The sequence below is a fragment of the Micromonospora sp. ATLC16 genome, from assembly GCF_057196645.1.
This window is the reverse complement of the sequence record NZ_JBXUOW010000007.1, coordinates 108,329-123,565: the sequence shown is the minus strand read 5'-3', so window position 1 is coordinate 123,565 and position 15,237 is coordinate 108,329. Positions and strand designations below refer to the sequence as shown.

At 71.2% G+C, this 15,237-nt stretch carries 13 protein-coding genes and 1 riboswitch; of the genes, 2 read left to right on the top strand and 11 right to left on the bottom strand.

What is annotated here, in order from left to right; translation table 11 throughout:
* On the bottom strand, positions 1-294 hold a 294-nt coding region (locus AC2CHE_RS05420; protein WP_484503773.1), incomplete at its 3' end, for a helix-turn-helix domain-containing protein.
* Between the two features lie 181 nt (positions 295-475).
* Positions 476-680: riboswitch (cobalamin riboswitch) on the top strand.
* A 143-nt stretch (positions 681-823) separates the two neighbouring features.
* Between AC2CHE_RS05420 and AC2CHE_RS05415 the strand changes: the two genes are divergently transcribed.
* Together AC2CHE_RS05415 and AC2CHE_RS05410 are read left to right on the top strand one after the other, a co-directional pair.
* The gene (locus tag AC2CHE_RS05415; protein ID WP_484503782.1) at positions 824-3,196 is read left to right on the top strand and encodes a ribonucleoside-diphosphate reductase subunit alpha; all 2,373 of its coding nucleotides are present in this window, start codon (positions 824-826) and stop codon (positions 3,194-3,196) included.
* A gap of 35 nt (positions 3,197-3,231) precedes the next feature.
* Entirely contained in the window at positions 3,232-4,227 is a 996-nt protein-coding gene (locus AC2CHE_RS05410) for a ribonucleotide-diphosphate reductase subunit beta (RefSeq protein WP_484503781.1), read from the top strand.
* Positions 4,228-4,305: 78 nt separating this feature from the next.
* On the opposite strand, the gene AC2CHE_RS05405 is transcribed toward AC2CHE_RS05410, so the two are convergent.
* The 10 genes from AC2CHE_RS05405 to AC2CHE_RS05360 form a co-directional block, all read right to left on the bottom strand.
* Positions 4,306-5,433, bottom strand: a complete 1,128-nt coding sequence (locus AC2CHE_RS05405; RefSeq protein ID WP_484503772.1) for an alanine racemase — start codon at positions 5,431-5,433, stop codon at positions 4,306-4,308.
* Complete coding sequence (locus AC2CHE_RS05400; RefSeq protein ID WP_484503771.1) at positions 5,430-7,097, bottom strand: IucA/IucC family protein; 1,668 nt, start codon at positions 7,095-7,097, stop codon at positions 5,430-5,432. The genes AC2CHE_RS05405 and AC2CHE_RS05400 overlap by 4 nt, the downstream gene beginning before the upstream one ends.
* Positions 7,094-8,713 carry an IucA/IucC family protein gene (locus tag AC2CHE_RS05395; protein ID WP_484503770.1) on the bottom strand — a complete coding sequence of 540 codons (1,620 nt, stop codon included), beginning with the start codon at positions 8,711-8,713 and terminating at the stop codon, positions 7,094-7,096. Before AC2CHE_RS05395 ends, AC2CHE_RS05400 begins: the two co-directional genes overlap by 4 nt.
* Positions 8,710-9,879, bottom strand: a complete 1,170-nt coding sequence (locus AC2CHE_RS05390) for an ATP-grasp domain-containing protein (RefSeq protein WP_484503780.1) — start codon at positions 9,877-9,879, stop codon at positions 8,710-8,712. Before AC2CHE_RS05390 ends, AC2CHE_RS05395 begins: the two co-directional genes overlap by 4 nt.
* Positions 9,880-10,033: 154 nt before the next feature.
* Positions 10,034-10,441, bottom strand: coding sequence for an arsenate reductase ArsC (locus AC2CHE_RS05385; RefSeq protein WP_484503769.1), 408 nt, complete (start codon positions 10,439-10,441; stop codon positions 10,034-10,036).
* 55 nt (positions 10,442-10,496) lie between these two features.
* The gene (locus tag AC2CHE_RS05380; protein WP_484503768.1) at positions 10,497-11,240 is read right to left on the bottom strand and encodes an aquaporin; all 744 of its coding nucleotides are present in this window, start codon (positions 11,238-11,240) and stop codon (positions 10,497-10,499) included.
* Positions 11,237-11,923 (bottom strand): arsenate reductase/protein-tyrosine-phosphatase family protein, encoded by a 687-nt coding sequence (locus AC2CHE_RS05375; protein ID WP_484503767.1) that lies wholly within the window; start codon positions 11,921-11,923, stop codon positions 11,237-11,239. The genes AC2CHE_RS05380 and AC2CHE_RS05375 overlap by 4 nt, the downstream gene beginning before the upstream one ends.
* Before the next feature lie 68 nt (positions 11,924-11,991).
* A complete protein-coding gene (locus AC2CHE_RS05370) occupies positions 11,992-12,579 on the bottom strand; it encodes a DUF6879 family protein (RefSeq protein WP_484503766.1) in 588 nt (195 codons plus the stop codon).
* A gap of 216 nt (positions 12,580-12,795) precedes the next feature.
* Positions 12,796-14,088, bottom strand: a complete 1,293-nt coding sequence (locus AC2CHE_RS05365; protein WP_484503765.1) for a hypothetical protein — start codon at positions 14,086-14,088, stop codon at positions 12,796-12,798.
* Complete coding sequence (locus AC2CHE_RS05360) at positions 14,085-15,185, bottom strand: HesA/MoeB/ThiF family protein (protein WP_484503764.1); 1,101 nt, start codon at positions 15,183-15,185, stop codon at positions 14,085-14,087. The genes AC2CHE_RS05365 and AC2CHE_RS05360 overlap by 4 nt, the downstream gene beginning before the upstream one ends.
* Between the last annotated feature and the right edge of the window lie 52 nt (positions 15,186-15,237).

The following is a 15,237-nucleotide window of genomic DNA, read 5'->3' as shown; positions in this document are numbered from 1 at the left end:
GTCGAGCACGTCTCTGCTCACGTCACTGGCAGCGACTCTCGCAAGCAGCTCGCCGGCCTCGGCGGCGTGGTCGACCGGCGCATCCACCAGGCCAACAAGCACGCCTCCCGCGTCGAGAATCTGATCCAGGTGGCGCGCCGTGCCCGCTGTCGGAGCCTTCAGCCCTGTCTCCAACTCGTGCAGATGACTCTTACTCCGATGCGCGAGCTGCCCCAGAGATCGAAGCGACAGGCCACGCCGCTCCCGAAACTCACGCAGAGCTACGCCGAAGCGCGGATCGACGGACGAGGCCATAACGCCGCTCCAAGCTCAACAGGCCAGGCTAACCCGCCCAGCCGCCACCCCATCGACCGTACCCGCAACATCGCACGCCGGGACCCACACGCGCCGCTGGCCGAAGTGTGCGGATGTGACACCTGATGCACGGACACGCCGACACACCATCTGGTGTCTTGCGTTCGCGGGTCGCCCATATATGGTGTCTCCCGTAGCTGGTTCGGCGCCCATCCGGGGCGGCCGAGGCAAGAGGGAACCCGGTGGAAATCCGGGGCTGCCCCGCAGCGGTGAGTGGGAACGACAGCCGTCACACAGCACTGGGCTCCGGCCTGGGAAGCGACGGCCAGTAGGAGCGCGCGAGCACGCCCACGAGTCCGAAGACCTGCCAGCACGCCGCCCGCACTCGTGGGCGGCGGCCGCAGGCCGCGTGGGACGGCCGACGCCATGAACGGGCCGTGCCGCCTGCGCGGATCCCGTGGCGTCCTCCCGCGTGTCCGAGGCCCTCGGTAGACGGCGCGAGGAGAGAGACGTGACGGTCGTGCGGGAGATGCCGGCCTCCGACCCAGGTGTGTCGGAGCAGCGCCGGCAGGTGATGCAGGTCCGTAAGCGCAACGGGGACGCCGAGCCGGTGGACGTCAACAAGATCGTTCGGGCGGTGGAGCGGTGGGTGGCCGACCTGGACGAGGTCGATCCGCTGCGGGTGGCCACCAAGACCATCAGCGGCCTGTACGACGGTGCCACCACCGCTGAGCTGGACAAGCTTTCCATCCAGACGGCCGCCGAGCTGATCGGTGAGGAGCCGCAGTACTCGAAGCTGGCGGCGCGGCTGCTGGCCGCGTACGTGGACAAGGAGGTCCGGGGGCAGCAGGTGGCCAGCTTCAGCCAGTCCATCCGCTACGCGCACGGCCTCGGACTGATCGGGGACGAGACCGCCGCGTTCGTGGCGCGCAACGCGCGCAAGCTGGACGACGCGGTGAACCCGGACGGTGACCTGCGGTTCGAGTACTTCGGGCTGCGCACCGTCGCGGACCGCTACCTGCTGCGGCATCCGCAGACCCGCCTGGTGGTGGAGACGCCGCAGTACTGGCTGCTGCGGGTCGCCTGTGGGCTGTCGCAGACCCCGGGCGAGGCGATCGGGTTCTACCGGCTGATGTCGAGTCTGGCGTACCTGCCGAGTTCTCCGACGCTGTTCAACTCGGGTACCCGGCACACCCAGATGTCGTCGTGTTTCCTGGTCGACTCGCCGCGCGACGAACTCGACTCGATCTACGAGCGCTACCACCAGGTGGCGAAGCTGTCGAAGTTCTCCGGCGGTATCGGCATCTCCTGGTCGCGGGTCCGGGGCCGGGGGGCGCTGATCCGGGGAACCAACGGCCGCTCAAACGGCATCGTGCCGTTTCTCAAGACCCTCGACGCGGGGGTGGCGGCGGTCAACCAGGGCGGCCGGCGCAAGGGCGCGGCCTGCGTGTACCTGGAGCCGTGGCACCCGGACATCGAGGAGTTCCTGGAGCTGCGGGACAACACCGGTGAGGAGTCCCGGCGTACCCACAACCTCAACCTGGCCAACTGGATCCCCGACGAGTTCATGCGCCGGGTCGAGGCGGACGGCGAATGGTCGCTGATCGACCCGTCGGACGCGCCCGAGTTGCCGGACCTGTTCGGCGAGGAGTTCGACGAGGCGTACCGGGCGGCGGAGAAGACCGCCATCCGGACGGTCAAGGCCCGCGACCTCTACGGCCGGATGATGCGTACGCTCGCGCAGACCGGCAACGGCTGGATGACGTTCAAGGACGCGGCGAACCGGCTGTCCAACCAGACCGGTGCGCCGGGCAACACGATCCACCTGTCGAACCTGTGCACCGAGATCCTGGAGGTCAACAACGACACCGAGACGGCGGTGTGCAACCTCGGTTCGGTCAACCTGGGCGCGCACGTGAGCGCCGACGGCGTCGACTGGGAAAAGCTGCGCGCCACGGTACGCACGGCGGTGGTGTTCCTCGACCGGGTGATCGACATCAACTACTACCCGGCCGAGCAGACGGCGGTGTCGAACCCACGCTGGCGTCCGGTCGGGCTCGGGTTGATGGGCCTGCAGGACGCGTTGTTCACCTTGCGTCTGCCGTTCGACTCGGCGCCGGCGCGGGAGCTGTCGACCCGGGTCCAGGAGGAGATCTTCCTGACCGCGCTGGAGACGTCGGCCGGGCTGGCCGAGCGGTTCGGCCCGCATCCGGCGTACGCCGAAACCCGCGCCGCGAAGGGTGAGTTGCATCCCGACCTGTGGGGCGCGGAGGTGACGCAGGCGTCGCGGTGGACCGCGCTGCGGGAGCGGATCGCCCGCCACGGCCTGCGCAACTCGCTGCTTGTCGCGATCGCACCGACCGCCACGATCGCGTCGATCGCCGGGTGCTACGAGTGCATCGAGCCGCAGGTGTCCAACCTGTTCAAGCGGGAGACGATGTCCGGCGAGTTCCTTCAGATCAACACGTACCTGGTCCGGGAGTTGAAGGCGCGCGGACTGTGGACCGCGCCGGTCCGGGAGCAGATCAAGCGGGCCGAGGGGTCGGTGCAGGGCATCGCTGAGCTGCCCGAGGAGGTACGCGGGCTGTTCCGTACCGCGTGGGAGCTGCCGCAGCGGGCGCTGATCGACCTGGCGGCCGCCCGGGCGCCGTTCATCGACCAGTCGCAGTCGCTGAACCTGTTCCTGAGCGCGCCGACCATCGGCAAGCTTTCCTCGATGTACCTGTACGCCTGGAAGGCCGGGCTGAAGACCACCTACTACCTGCGGTCGCGTCCGGCGACCCGGATCCAGCAGGCCACCGTCGCCGTCGCCCCGGCGGTCAAGCCGATCGTCGCGGTCAGCGACGACGAGGCGTTGGCCTGCTCCCTGGAAAACCCCGAGAGCTGCGAGGCGTGCCAGTGACCACTGTTTCCGAACCCGACACCAGCCAGCGGCAGATGCTGCTCGACCCCGGCATGGACCTGACCCTGCGGCCGATGCGCTACCCGCAGTTCTTCGACCGGTTCAAGGACGCCATCAAGAACACCTGGACCGTCGAGGAGGTGGACCTGCACTCCGACCTCGCCGACCTGGCCAAGCTGTCCCCGGCGGAGCAGCACCTGGTGTCCCGGCTGGTCGCGTTCTTCGCCACCGGCGACACCATCGTGGCCAACAATCTCGTGCTCAACCTCTACCAACATGTCAACTCCCCGGAGGGCCGGCTCTACCTGTCCCGGCAACTGTTCGAGGAGGCGGTGCACGTCCAGTTCTACCTGAACCTCCTGGATACCTACGTGCCGGACGAGCGGGAACGGTTCGCGGCGTTCGCGGCGGTGGAGAACATCCCGTCGATCGCCCGCAAGGCCGAGTTCTGCTTCAAATGGATCGACTCGATCTTCGAGTTGCGGGAGCTGAAGACCCGCGCGGACCGGCGGGCGTTCCTGCTGAACCTGATCTGCTTCGCCGCCTGCATCGAGGGACTGTTCTTCTACGGCGCCTTCGCCTACGTGTACTTCCTGCGGTCGAGGGGCCTGCTGCACGGCCTGGCCTCCGGCACCAACTGGGTCTTCCGGGACGAGTCGATGCACATGGCCTTCGCCTTCGACGTGGTCGACACCGTACGCGCCGAGGAGCCGGACCTCTTCGACGCCGAGATGGAACAGCAGGTCCGGGACATGCTCGCCGAAGCCGTCGAGTGCGAGGTGCAGTTCGCCGCCGACCTGCTCGAACAGGGCGTGTCCGGGCTGTCTCTGGCCGACATGCGTGAGTATCTTCAGCACGTCGCCGACCGCCGGCTGGCACAGTTGGAGATCGAACCGCTGTACGGGTCGAAGAACCCGTTTGCCTTCATGGAGTTGCAGGACGTGCAGGAGCTGTCCAACTTCTTCGAACGGCGGGTGTCGGCCTACCAGGTCGGGGTCGCCGGCACGGTCGCCTTCGACGACGACTTCTGACGGCGGCGGTCCGCCCGGCCCCACAAACTGGGTCCGCCCGCCACGAGAGCGGCGCCGTCGTCGCCGAAGCGCTGCCCGCTAGCGGCCCCACCCACGGGCCACGGCGAGCGGGTCACCGGTGGTGAAGTCGGGCGGATCGTGCATGAGGAAGTCGCGGTGGCTGATGTTCCACGCGTAGGCGCCAGCCATCCCGAACACGAGGAGGTCCCCGACGGCGATCGGGTCGCTGTCGACGTCGCGGGCCAGCACGTCCTTGGGCGTGCATAGCTGGCCGACGACGGTGACCGGGCCACCGCCGGTACGCGGCCCGGCACCGTCGCGGGGCACCACCACGAAGGGTTGGGAGTGTCCCTTGGCTGCCGGCGTCCGCAGGTGGTGGGTGCCCCCGGCGACGATCACGAACCACTGGCCGTGGGACCGCTTCACGTCGATCACCTCGGTCAGGTACGACCCGCAGTAGACCGCCACGGCGCGGCCGGGCTCGATCCGGAGCCGGACTCTCGGATATCCCTCCAACACCTCGCCGAGCAGCCGACCGTAGCCGGGCCAGTCGAAGCGGTGCTCCGGGCGGCGATAGTCGACGGCCATGCCGCCGCCGACGTTGACCTCCGCGGCGCGTACCTGCCGCACCGCCCAGTCGGTCACCTCGCGCGCCACCCCGGCGGCGGTCGTCGCGTCGAGCCCGCTGGCCAGGTGGGCGTGCACGCCGCGGACCCGGACACCGTCCGGCGGGTCGGCGGCGAGCCGGACCGCCTCCGGCGGGTCCATGCCGAACGGGCTCGGCTGTCCGCCCATCACCAGGACCGCGCCCGGTGTGGCGACCGGCAGGTTCACCCGCAGCAGCACATCGACGGTACGTCCGGCGGCCCGCGCCAGGGTGGCCAGCCGGTGCAGTTCGGCGGCGGACTCGACATGTACCCGGTGCACGTCGGCGGAGAGCGCCGCCGAAAGATCCGCGTCGGTCTTGCCCGGTCCGGCGAAGGCCGCCACCCGCCGGCCGGGCAGCACCGCCGCGAGGTGCCGCAGTTCGCCCCGACTGGCCGCCTCGAAACCGTCGACCACGGCCGCGAGGGTGCGCAGCATCCCCGGGTCGGGATTGGCCTTGACCGCGTAGAGCAGCTCGACCCGTTCCGGCAGGGCCGCCCGGACGGCAGCCGCGTGCGTGGCCAGGGCGGCGAGATCGTAGACGTACGTCGATCGGGTCACCCGGTGCCACCGAGCGGGTTGGGCACCTCGACGTAGGGCGCCTGCTGGTCGGCGGCCCGGTGCCAGCGGACCAGCAGGTTCGCCTTCGCGGTCAGCGGAGCGCCGTGCAGCAGCGGACGCAGCTCGGCCGGCTCACCGAGCTGCGCGTACGCTGCCTCGACGGCTCGCCGGACCGTCTGCCACAGTCGAGGCTCGGTGCCGGGGTGGCCGTCGGCGAGCGCACCGGCGAGACCGGCGAGATGGTTGACGAACAGGCAGTAGACGACACGCCGGGCCGCCTGTGCGGGGGTGTAGGCGGTCTGCCGTGGCACCCGGTTGGGCCAGGCCGCCAACCGTCCGAGATCCAGCTTCAATCCTTCGAGGTCACGCAGGATCAGGCGGACCGGGCGACCGTCCGGATCCAGGACCACCAGCACGTTCTGCAGGTGTGCCTCGTGGACCACGCCGTGGCCGAGCCACAGTCGCAGCACGGCGGGTACCAGCAGCTCGACGTAGGCCCGCCACCAGTCGAACGGGTCCGGCACGGTCAGCGGCGCGGCGGCCAGCGCCGCCGCCAACACCACCCGTTCACCCGGCCGCAGATGCTCGCGTACCCCGGTCCGCAGAATGGTGCCGTACGCCTCGTCCGCCCCCGGCAGGTCGACGGTCCGGTAGCCGGGCTCCCGCAGCAACGCGACCGCCCCGGGAAGCGGCACGCCGGACAGGAACCGGGTCAACGCCACCGCCCCGGTCAACTCGTAGCGGGCGTTCTTGCGCAGGCAGTTGGTGATGCGTACGTGCAGGCTGGTCTTGAGGAACAGGTCGACCGAGGGGGCGTAGAGCGTACGGACGCTCGCGGTCGGGCGGACCGGCACACCGGCCGGGCCGAGCCGGCGCAACCTCGGATCGGTCGGCGGCATCAGGTCCAGTTGCCACGGATGCACCGGCAGCAGGTGATGACCGGGTGGCGCGTCCGGTGGATCCAGCGGCGCGATCAGCTCGTCGACCGGCCCGTCGCCCGCCACCAGGTCGGCGGGCACGGCGAGCCAGCTGAGCCGGAAGGTGCTGCGCAGCTCCGGGGCGTAGCGACGCCAACTCGCCGGATCACCGCTGCGCCACTTCGGGCTGGGGTGATGCGGGTGGCCGTGTACCAGGCACTGTTCGGAGTCGACATAGTCGTCGACCACCGGGTCGCCGGTGGGGGTGGGGTCGCTGGACGGGCGATGCCTCAACAGGGTGACCAACGCGTCCCGGCTACCGAGCACCTGCTCGACGAACTCGTCGTTGGTCAGCCCGGTCCGGGCGCTCAGCTCGGCGGCGAGCAGCCGGGCGAGCTGAGCGCCGTCGATCGGCGCCTCGGTGGCCGCCGAGCCGTCGCCCGGCGTGTCGGTGGCCGGCGGATCCGGCACGAACGGGTGGCGGCGGGCGACCGGCGTCGCCGCCGGCCGGCAGTGGACCGGGCCGACATAGCGGTGCGCCAGCACGGGGGAGAACCGGGCCAGCCGGCAGGTGAGCGTCAGCCCCAGGTGCGGCAACCGGATCCGGAGCCGCCCGCTGACGGCCTCGGCCGCGCCGTCGGGCGCGGCCACCTCCCGCAGGTAACAGGAGAGCAGGGTGTGCGTGGTGGCCAGATCGGCGGCGCGTTCCGCCGGCCGGGCGGTGGCCTCGGCGGTCTGCGGCGTCACGAGGTGTTCCGCAGGTAGTTGGGTCCGGTGCGGCGGTAGAACTTGTTCACGTCGGTGCAGCCGATCCGCTGCTTGGGCAGCAGCGTGCCGGCGGTCAGCATCGCCTTGACCGGCAACCGGTCGGCGGTCAGTACGCGGTCGACCAGCGCTCGCGCGGCGGGTGTGTCGCCCCACCGGTCGCGGGCGGCGCGCAGTCGGGGCGCGAGGGCCTCGCCGGGGGAGGGCACGGCGACACCCCGGTCCGCCAGGGCCAGCAGGGGAGCCGCCGCCGCCAGGTGAAGGGTGATCGTGACGAACATGTCGGCCAGCTCCCCGGGATGGCGGATCCACATCCGCTGATCGCGCAGTCGGACCGTGCCCGCGTGTCGGGGGTCCAGCCGGGCGCCGTCGTTGTCCTTGTACAACAGCCGGATCGGACCGTCGGACGGTAGGACCAGATGGATGTTCTGCGGATGTGCTTCCAACGCCACTCCGTACCGTAACCACAGGCACACGTGCCAGTCGAGCAGGAGATCCAGATAGGACCCGAGGAGTCGGGTCGGGTCGGCACCGCCGATCCGCTGGGCGACCGTGCCGGCGGTGGGATCCGCCGCGGCGAACGCGGCCACCGGCACCACGGTCGCCCGCTCCGCTCCGGCAGGCAGCCGACGCAGCAGAAAGGACCGCAGCTCGTCGTCGCAGTGACCGAAGACGCGCTCGTCGGCGTGCGTGATCCGGTTGGCGAAGCGCGGCTGCTCCGCCGCGATCCGGTCGAGCAGCGCCGCCACCGCCGCGCCGTCGGACAGCGAATCGGGCGCGAGGGTACGGCGGTTGCGGGCGCCCAGACTCGCGGTCGGCAGCGGCAGCTTCAGGTGGGTCGTCGGATCGCTGTCCAGGGCGACGGTCCGCATCGACAGGGTGGGCCGCACGGTGATGTCAGGTGCGTCGAGCACCGGCAGGGACGACCGGTCGGCGGTGAGCGGGTGCACCGGCAGCAGCACCTGTCCGTGCTGGCGCGGTGCCGGCCACCAGGCGGGCAGCCGCCCGTTCAGCCGCAGCGTCCGGGCCGGTACGGGCAGCCACCGCAGGGCGAAGGTGGGGGCGTGCTCTGGTGCGTACCGGAGCAGCTCGGCATCGTCCAGGCCGTGCCGGCACCGGTCGGTGGGGTAGACCGCATGGCCGGCGTGGGCGGCGAGCACGTCGTCGAGAAGGGCGCCGCCGAAACCGGCGGGCGGGGCGACCCGGGTGGCGGCTATCCGGGCGTACGTGTGCGGTCGGGTGGTCTCGGCCAGCCGCCGGGCGAGCAGGTCCTGCCGGCATTCGTCGGTGAAGGCGCGCCACCCCAGCTCCGCCTCGACGTCATCGTACGGCGCGAGCAGCTCCAACAGGCCCGCCAGCGTGTCCACCCGACGTGGCGTCCGACCGGGCGGGTGCACGTGCAGTTCGGGGTGGGCGAGGCGGACGGCGTGTTGGAAGCCGTCGGGACGGACCGGAAGACGCAACCGGCCGGCGCGGTGCGGTGCCTGCCACCAGCCGGGGCCGTCAGGGCCGCCGTCGCTGCTCAGGCCGAGATGGTCCTCGCGCAGCAGGGCGTCCAGCACCCGGTGGAACAGCTGCCGCTCCACCGGATCGGTCACGTGTCGATCACCCAGTCCAGTCCGGCGCGGAACTCGACAAGCGCGCGGCGCACCACGGCCGGATCCGACCCGATGGCGTGCAGGACGGCCAGGTAGTCGCGGTTGGTGCCGGTGTGCCGGGCGGTGGTCCCGATCGTCCGCAGCGGGCGGCAGCCGAGCCGGACCCCGTCCCGTACCGTGTCGATCGGCCCGGGGGCGGCGACGAGGGTGCCGCCGCGGTCGGCGCAGACGTACTCCACCCGGGCGGTCTGGTCGACCGCGGCCGGGTCGGGCAGACCGAGGTCGGTCACGGACTCGCCGAGGTGCAGCCGGATGACGTGCTCGAACAACGGCACGCCGAGCAGCTCGGCCAGGATGAGATCCATCCGGTCACCGATCAACCGGTCGTTGACCTCGATGAGCCGAGGTCGTTCCCGGTGCACGACGAACTCCGTGTGACAGGGACCGAACCGGACGCCGAGCGCGTCCAGTTGAGCCCGCAGCCGCTCGGCCGTCGCCGGAGTTGCCGGTGCCCATTCCAGGCACAGCTCGGTGAAGGTGGGCGGCGGGCCGAGCGTGGTACGCCAGCCACCGAGCACGGCCAGCGTCCCGGCGTCTCCGAGGGTGTCGTGGGTGCGGACCTCGCCCGGCAGGTACTCCTCCACCACGAGTGCCGCGTCCGGCCGGCGAGCGCGGATCTCGGTCACCCGCCGGGTCAGCTCGTCCGCGTCGGTGACCAGAAAGGCGTCCTCACTGGCGACGCCGTCACGGGGCTTGACCACAGCGGGGAAGACGTCGAACGCCGGTGGCTGCCCCGGCGCGAGGCGCTGGGCGTGGACCATGTCGAGACCGGCGTCGGCGACGGCCTGCCGGGTGGCGGCCTTGTCCTTGCAGCGTCGCGCCGACTCGGGATCCTTGCCGCGCAGACCGAGGCGACGGGCGGCGAGCGCCGTCGCGGCCTGCAGGTGATCGCTGTTGGAGAACAGCCCCACCGCGGCTGGTCCGTCCCGGACCACCTCGGTGACGGCCTGCGGGTCCCGCACCGGGCAGCCCCGCGTCGGCACCGTCGCGGGCCAGTCGTCGGGCCGGTCGGTCAGCACGGTGACCGACACGCCGAGCCTGTCGGCGGCCGGCAGCAGGCCGTCCAGCACGGAATCGGTCGGGTTGAGGGCGGTCAGGTACAGCATCACGAGCCGGCTCGATGACGAGCCGTCACCGGGCGCGCCAGTAGGCCAGCGCCGTTGCGTTTCACCCTGTTCTCCACTGTGGCTGCGGTTCGGCTGGCGGGGGAGCCTGTCGACCCTCGACGGCGCGTCCCTGGTCGAGGCCGCGCGGCGCTGCTCAGATTGCTGGCCGCAGGTCGGCCAGCAGCTTCTCGACCCGGGTGCGGATCTCGTCGCGGATCGGGCGGACCGCCGCCACGCCCTTGCCGGCCGGGTCGTCGAGCTTCCAGTCCTCGTAGCGTTTGCCGGGGAACACCGGGCAGGCATCGCCGCAACCCATGGTGACGATGACGTCGGAGGACTCCGCGGTGCCGTACTCAAGGAGCTTGGGGATCTGGTCGGTGATGTCGATGCCCACCTCGCGCATGGCCGCCACGGCGGCCGGGTTGATCGCGTCGGCGGGCGCGGAGCCGGCGGAGCGGACCTCGACGGCGTCGCCGGCGAGGTGGCGCAGCCAGCCGGCGGCCATCTGGGAACGGCCGGCATTGTGTACGCAGACGAACAGGACGCTGGGCTTGTCGGTCACGAGGCGCCTTTCTGCGGTGCGGGGGTCGTGGCTGGCGGTCGGCCGTGCGTGGGGGTCACCGGCGTCGGCTCGCGGTCGCCTGGTCGTCGGCTGGCACGACCACCTGGTCGGCGGCGGCACCGGCGTCCGGGTAGAGGGCCGCCAGCAGGCCGAGCCCGACGGCGAGACCGACGAGCTGTGCCACCACGAAACCCGGTACGGAGGCCGGGGCGATGCCGGCGAAGGTGTCGGTGAACGCCCGGCCGACCGTGACGGCCGGGTTGGCGAACGACGTGGACGAGGTGAACCAGTAGGCGGCACCGATGTAGGCACCCACGGCGGCCGGCGCCACGACGGCGCGGCCGGACCGGGCCAGCGCGAAGATCAGCAGGACCAGTCCGGCGGTGGCGACGACCTCGCCGAGCCACAGGTTGCCGCCGCCGCGTTCCCTGCCGGAGAGGCTGACCGCGCTCAGGCCGAACATCAGGTTGGCCAGCACCGACCCCGCGACGGCCCCGGTAACCTGCGTGGCGACGTAACCGGCGAGTTCCCGGGGGGAGAGGCCGGTGCCCGATCGGCGGCCGAGCAGCCAGTCGGCGGCGGATACGACCGGATTGAAGTGCGCGCCGGAGACCGGCCCGAACATCAGGATCAGTACGCCGAGGGCGAAGGCAGTGGCGATCGAGTTCTGCAGCAGTTGCAGGCCGACGTCGTCCGGGGAGAGGTCGGTGGCCATGATGCCGGATCCGACCACGGCGGTGACCAGCAGGGCGGTGCCGGCGAACTCGGCCAGCAGACGCCGCCAGAGTGCGATGGTCATCGTTGGTCTCCGGGTAGGACGGCGGGGGCGAGCCGGGCGACCCGGTCGGCGAGGTCGGCGTAGGTGGACTCGAACGCCTCGTCGGTGTCCACCCGGACCGGATCGGGAATCGACCAGTGCAGTCGGGGGCGTGACTGCCCGGTCATTCCCTCGTGGGCGTTGTCGCAGACGGCGATCACGAGGTCGTCGCCTCGTACGACGTCGGCGACGTGGGCGGTGCCGGTGGGGTCGAGGTCGAGATGGTGGCGGTGGGCCACGGTGACCGCGCGGGGGTGGACCCGGGCCGCCGGCCGCGTGCCGGCCGAGGCGGCGGTGCCGCGGGTGCGGTGCCGCCACAGCGCGGCGGCCAGCTGCGAGCGGGCCGAGTTGTGGGTGCAGACGAAGACCACCCGACCGACTCCGGTCAGTCGGGGGGTGGCGAGAGCGGCGAGTGTTTCGGGGCGCAACCGGAGGTAGGTGCGCCGCCGGTCGCCCTCCGAGCGGACCCTCACCACCAGTTGGGCCTGGGTGAGGACCTTGACGTGATGGGCGACCAGGTTGGTCGGCAGGTCGAGACGGTTGGCGATCTCGCCGGGTGAGGCATCACCGAGGGTGAGCGCGTCCACGATTGCCAGGCGGGCCGGGTCACCGAGCGCGGCATGGGTGCGCGCCCGCTCCGGCAACGAACAAAGCTCAACCTCCATAGACTCAATAATTGCTGACTTAAAATCGGTCGTCAAGGTGCCGCCGGTGGACCGCGCTGGTCCCTTGATCAGCCCAGCTCGCGGGGAAAGTAGTCGGTCAGCGGCTCGCCCGTCCGATGCAGGTCGGTGACCACCTGGCGGCACGTCCGGACCAGGTCCGCGTCGACGTAGCGATCCGCGCCGACGAGTACGCCGTCGACGTCGTAACGCACCTCGTAGAGCGTCTTGTCGGCCACCGTGACGAGTTCCGGCAGCGGCTCGTTGCCCTCCAGCGGTGCGACCTGTGATGGCCCGACGATCCGGACGTCGGTGCCGCATTCCGCCCTGATCCGCAGCACGTGCAGGTTCCACCGCACGTACTCGCTCAGCGGCGGCTCCACCACGCGAACCCAGTGCAGCGTGATCGCGTGCCGGGCCATCCGCTGGTGCTCGGCGGTGATCTGCTGACGGTCCACCTGGAGCAGCCGCATCGACTCCGGCCAGTCGCCCCGGGCGAACGCCTCCCACACCCCATAGCCGGGCTCCTGGAAGTGCTGCCGTCGTTCCAGCTTCCAGATGTCGGCGCCGCCGACGGCCCAGAAGCGCTCCCAGAAGTCCGTCAGGTACTCCTCCCGCGCCAGTCGCCTCCCGGTCGCCTGATCGAGTAGATCCCGCACGGTCTCACCTTTCTGCCTCGGTGCTGTCACCTTCCCGGGTGCCGCCGGCTCGGCACGACCGGAGTCGCGTCGAGCCGGCGGTCCGTCGGCATCAGCCGGACGGGTTGCTGCTCATCGCAGTCGTCTCGATCTTGTCGAGCTTGCGGATCTCGATCTTGTCGAGCTTGCCGGCCTGCGGCTTGTCGGCCTTGCGGCCGTCCGACTTCTTCACGCGGTTCACCTCCTTCCGGTCTGCCGCCGTTGGCGGCTGATCCCCCGTCGGACCCGGCGCCCGTGTCGATGCCACCAGGCACGGGTCCACAGGACGACAAAGACGACGCTGATGGCAGCTACCGCGACCGCGTCGAACAGGTGGCCGGCCGAGCCGCCGGCCAGCATGGTGCCGATGGCCGAGGTCAGCACGGTGACCGCCACCGGGAGGCTGATCAGAGCCGCCACCGCCAGGCAGGCGACCGTCCCACCAACCAGCACGACGGCGTACGACCGCACGGCCAGGCGTTCCCGGGCCATGAGTCGCCGGCTCGGGTCCTCACCCGGGGCGGCCGCCCGCCAGAACCGGCGCACCGGCCACCCCGCCAGGTGTCGCACATAGGCCGAACCGTCGGCGTACAGGTTGGCGCAGCCGGTCACGTCCTGCAGCACGAAGTAGATGTCGGTACGCATGAACACCAGGAACTGCACGGGGACGAGACTGAGCGAGAGCAGGCCCACCGCCCCGAGCAGTCCATCGGCCGGACCCGCGACACTGGTGGCCCGTACCAGCACCGTTCCGGCGTAGATCACCAGATTCGTCGTGATACCGGCGAGGTAGACGGCCAGGCGGTCGCGGCGGGGCGCCGCCCATACGCCGCTGACATCGGTCTGCGCGACCAGGAACTGCAAACGGGTACCGAGGCTGATCCGACCGGGTGCCCCGGCCGCACGGGCGGTGACCAGGTGCGACAGCTCGTGCAGAACGATCAGACTCCAGACGATCCCGAAGTTGCCGAGCAGGATCAGCCCGCCGCTCTCACTCCAGAGCAGGTCCTGGTGGTGTGGTGCCAGCACGGGGTCGCGGCCGATCACCACTGCGGCGGCGAACACCACGCTGCCCGCGATCAGCGGAACCACCGGATGCAGCAGCCAGCGGACGTGCCGTGGACGCAGCCACGGCAGCATCGGTCTGGGCACCGGCGCCGTCGGTAGCGGTCGACTGTCGATCTCTGCGACGAAGCCGAGGTCGATCAGGTCGGAGACGAATTTGGCGACGTCCACGTCGGGGCCGCTTTCCTCCCGCAGCGTGGCTCGCACCTCCCCGACGGTGGCGTGCGGTAGCAGCGTGATGGCCCGGTGCCCGATCGGCGGAAGTCGGACGAACGACCCGGTGTCGACCCGGCCGACGACCCAGGAGTTGCCCTCCGGACGTAGCCTGAGGCGGTGCAGCCGGATCCGACTGCGGTCGGCGATCGGCATCGTGTCGGACGCGTCTGCCCTGGGCGTGGCGCGTCCGCTCACCCCGGGGCCGGTCACGCCGGCGTCCCGCAGGCGGCGCAGTCCGGTCGGCGTGGGTCGTCGCGGACGAAGGTCGCGTCGGGGGCCAGGAGGTTGACCGCGTCGACCCGCCCGGCCGGCAGCGCCGGTACGCCGGTGATCAACGCCATGGCATGGTGTGCTGCCAGGTGACCCGAGATTCCCGCCGTCGGTGCGGCAACCGCGTTCGCGACCGCCGCGTTGCGCCGTACCGTGTCGGCGTGTCGGACGCCGATCGCGCGGTGCTGCTCGGCGTCGGCCCACCGGACGCACTCCCAGCACGGGCCGGTGCCCGGTACGTACCGCCCGACCTGCACCAGCGGGCCGTGGTAGCCGGCGTCCACCCAGGGGGTGCCGGTGGCCAGGCAGGCACGGTTGGTCCACCGTCGCAGCTCCGGTGGGTGGTCGGCGGCTAGCACCAGGACGTCGCACTCCGCGGCCAGGGCCGCCACCTGCTCGGTGTCGGTGACGCGCTGCCGGAGCCCGGTGACTTCGACCGTCGAGTTCATCTGCCGAAGCCGCTCCACCGCCACGTCGACCTTGGCCCGACCGATGTCCTGCTCGGCGTAGAGCAGTTGACGGTTCAGGTTCGACAGTTCGACCACGTCCGGGTCGACGCAGCGGAGTCGGCCGACACCGCTGGCGGCCAGCGCCATGGCCGCGATCCCGCCGGTGCCACCGAGCCCGATCACGGTGACGGCCGCGCGGCTCAGAGCGACCTGCGGCTCCCAGGTGTTGTCCCGGGGGACGAGGTCCATCCAGCGGAAGTACGCCCGACTGCGGTCGAAACGCTGCCGATCGCGCTCACTGAGCTCGGGCGGATCGGGTGCGTCAGCCTCCTCGACGTACCCGGAGTCGACGAAGAGTTGCAGGGCGGCGCGGATGTCGGTGCTCGGATGGTCGGCATACACGCTCCGCACGCGGCGCACGATCTCCGCCACGCTACGGCTGCCGTCCATGCTCTCCAGCAGGTACCAGACGGCACCGCTGGGATCGGCCACCTCGGCGGCAATGCCGTACGTCGGGCCGCCGATCCGGATCCGGCCGTCGGCGATCCGGTAGGGCGCGTGCTCAGGTTTGACGCGTGGACGCCTCATGGCCTCTCCCCGTGTGCCACTTCGGCTGACAACGTCTTGCCCACCCAGCCTG

Excerpts from the sequence above, each read along its gene's own strand:
- AC2CHE_RS05410 (WP_484503781.1), top strand. The coding sequence starts at position 3,232 with ATGCTGCTCGACCCCGGCATGGACCTGACCCTGCGGCCGATGCGCTAC.
- AC2CHE_RS05360 (WP_484503764.1), bottom strand. The coding sequence starts at position 15,185 with ATGAGGCGTCCACGCGTCAAACCTGAGCACGCGCCCTACCGGATCGCC.
- AC2CHE_RS05375 (WP_484503767.1), bottom strand. The coding sequence starts at position 11,923 with ATGGAGGTTGAGCTTTGTTCGTTGCCGGAGCGGGCGCGCACCCATGCC.
- AC2CHE_RS05380 (WP_484503768.1), bottom strand. The coding sequence starts at position 11,240 with ATGACCATCGCACTCTGGCGGCGTCTGCTGGCCGAGTTCGCCGGCACC.
- AC2CHE_RS05390 (WP_484503780.1), bottom strand. The coding sequence starts at position 9,879 with ATGCTGTACCTGACCGCCCTCAACCCGACCGATTCCGTGCTGGACGGC.
- AC2CHE_RS05415 (WP_484503782.1), top strand. The coding sequence starts at position 824 with ATGCCGGCCTCCGACCCAGGTGTGTCGGAGCAGCGCCGGCAGGTGATG.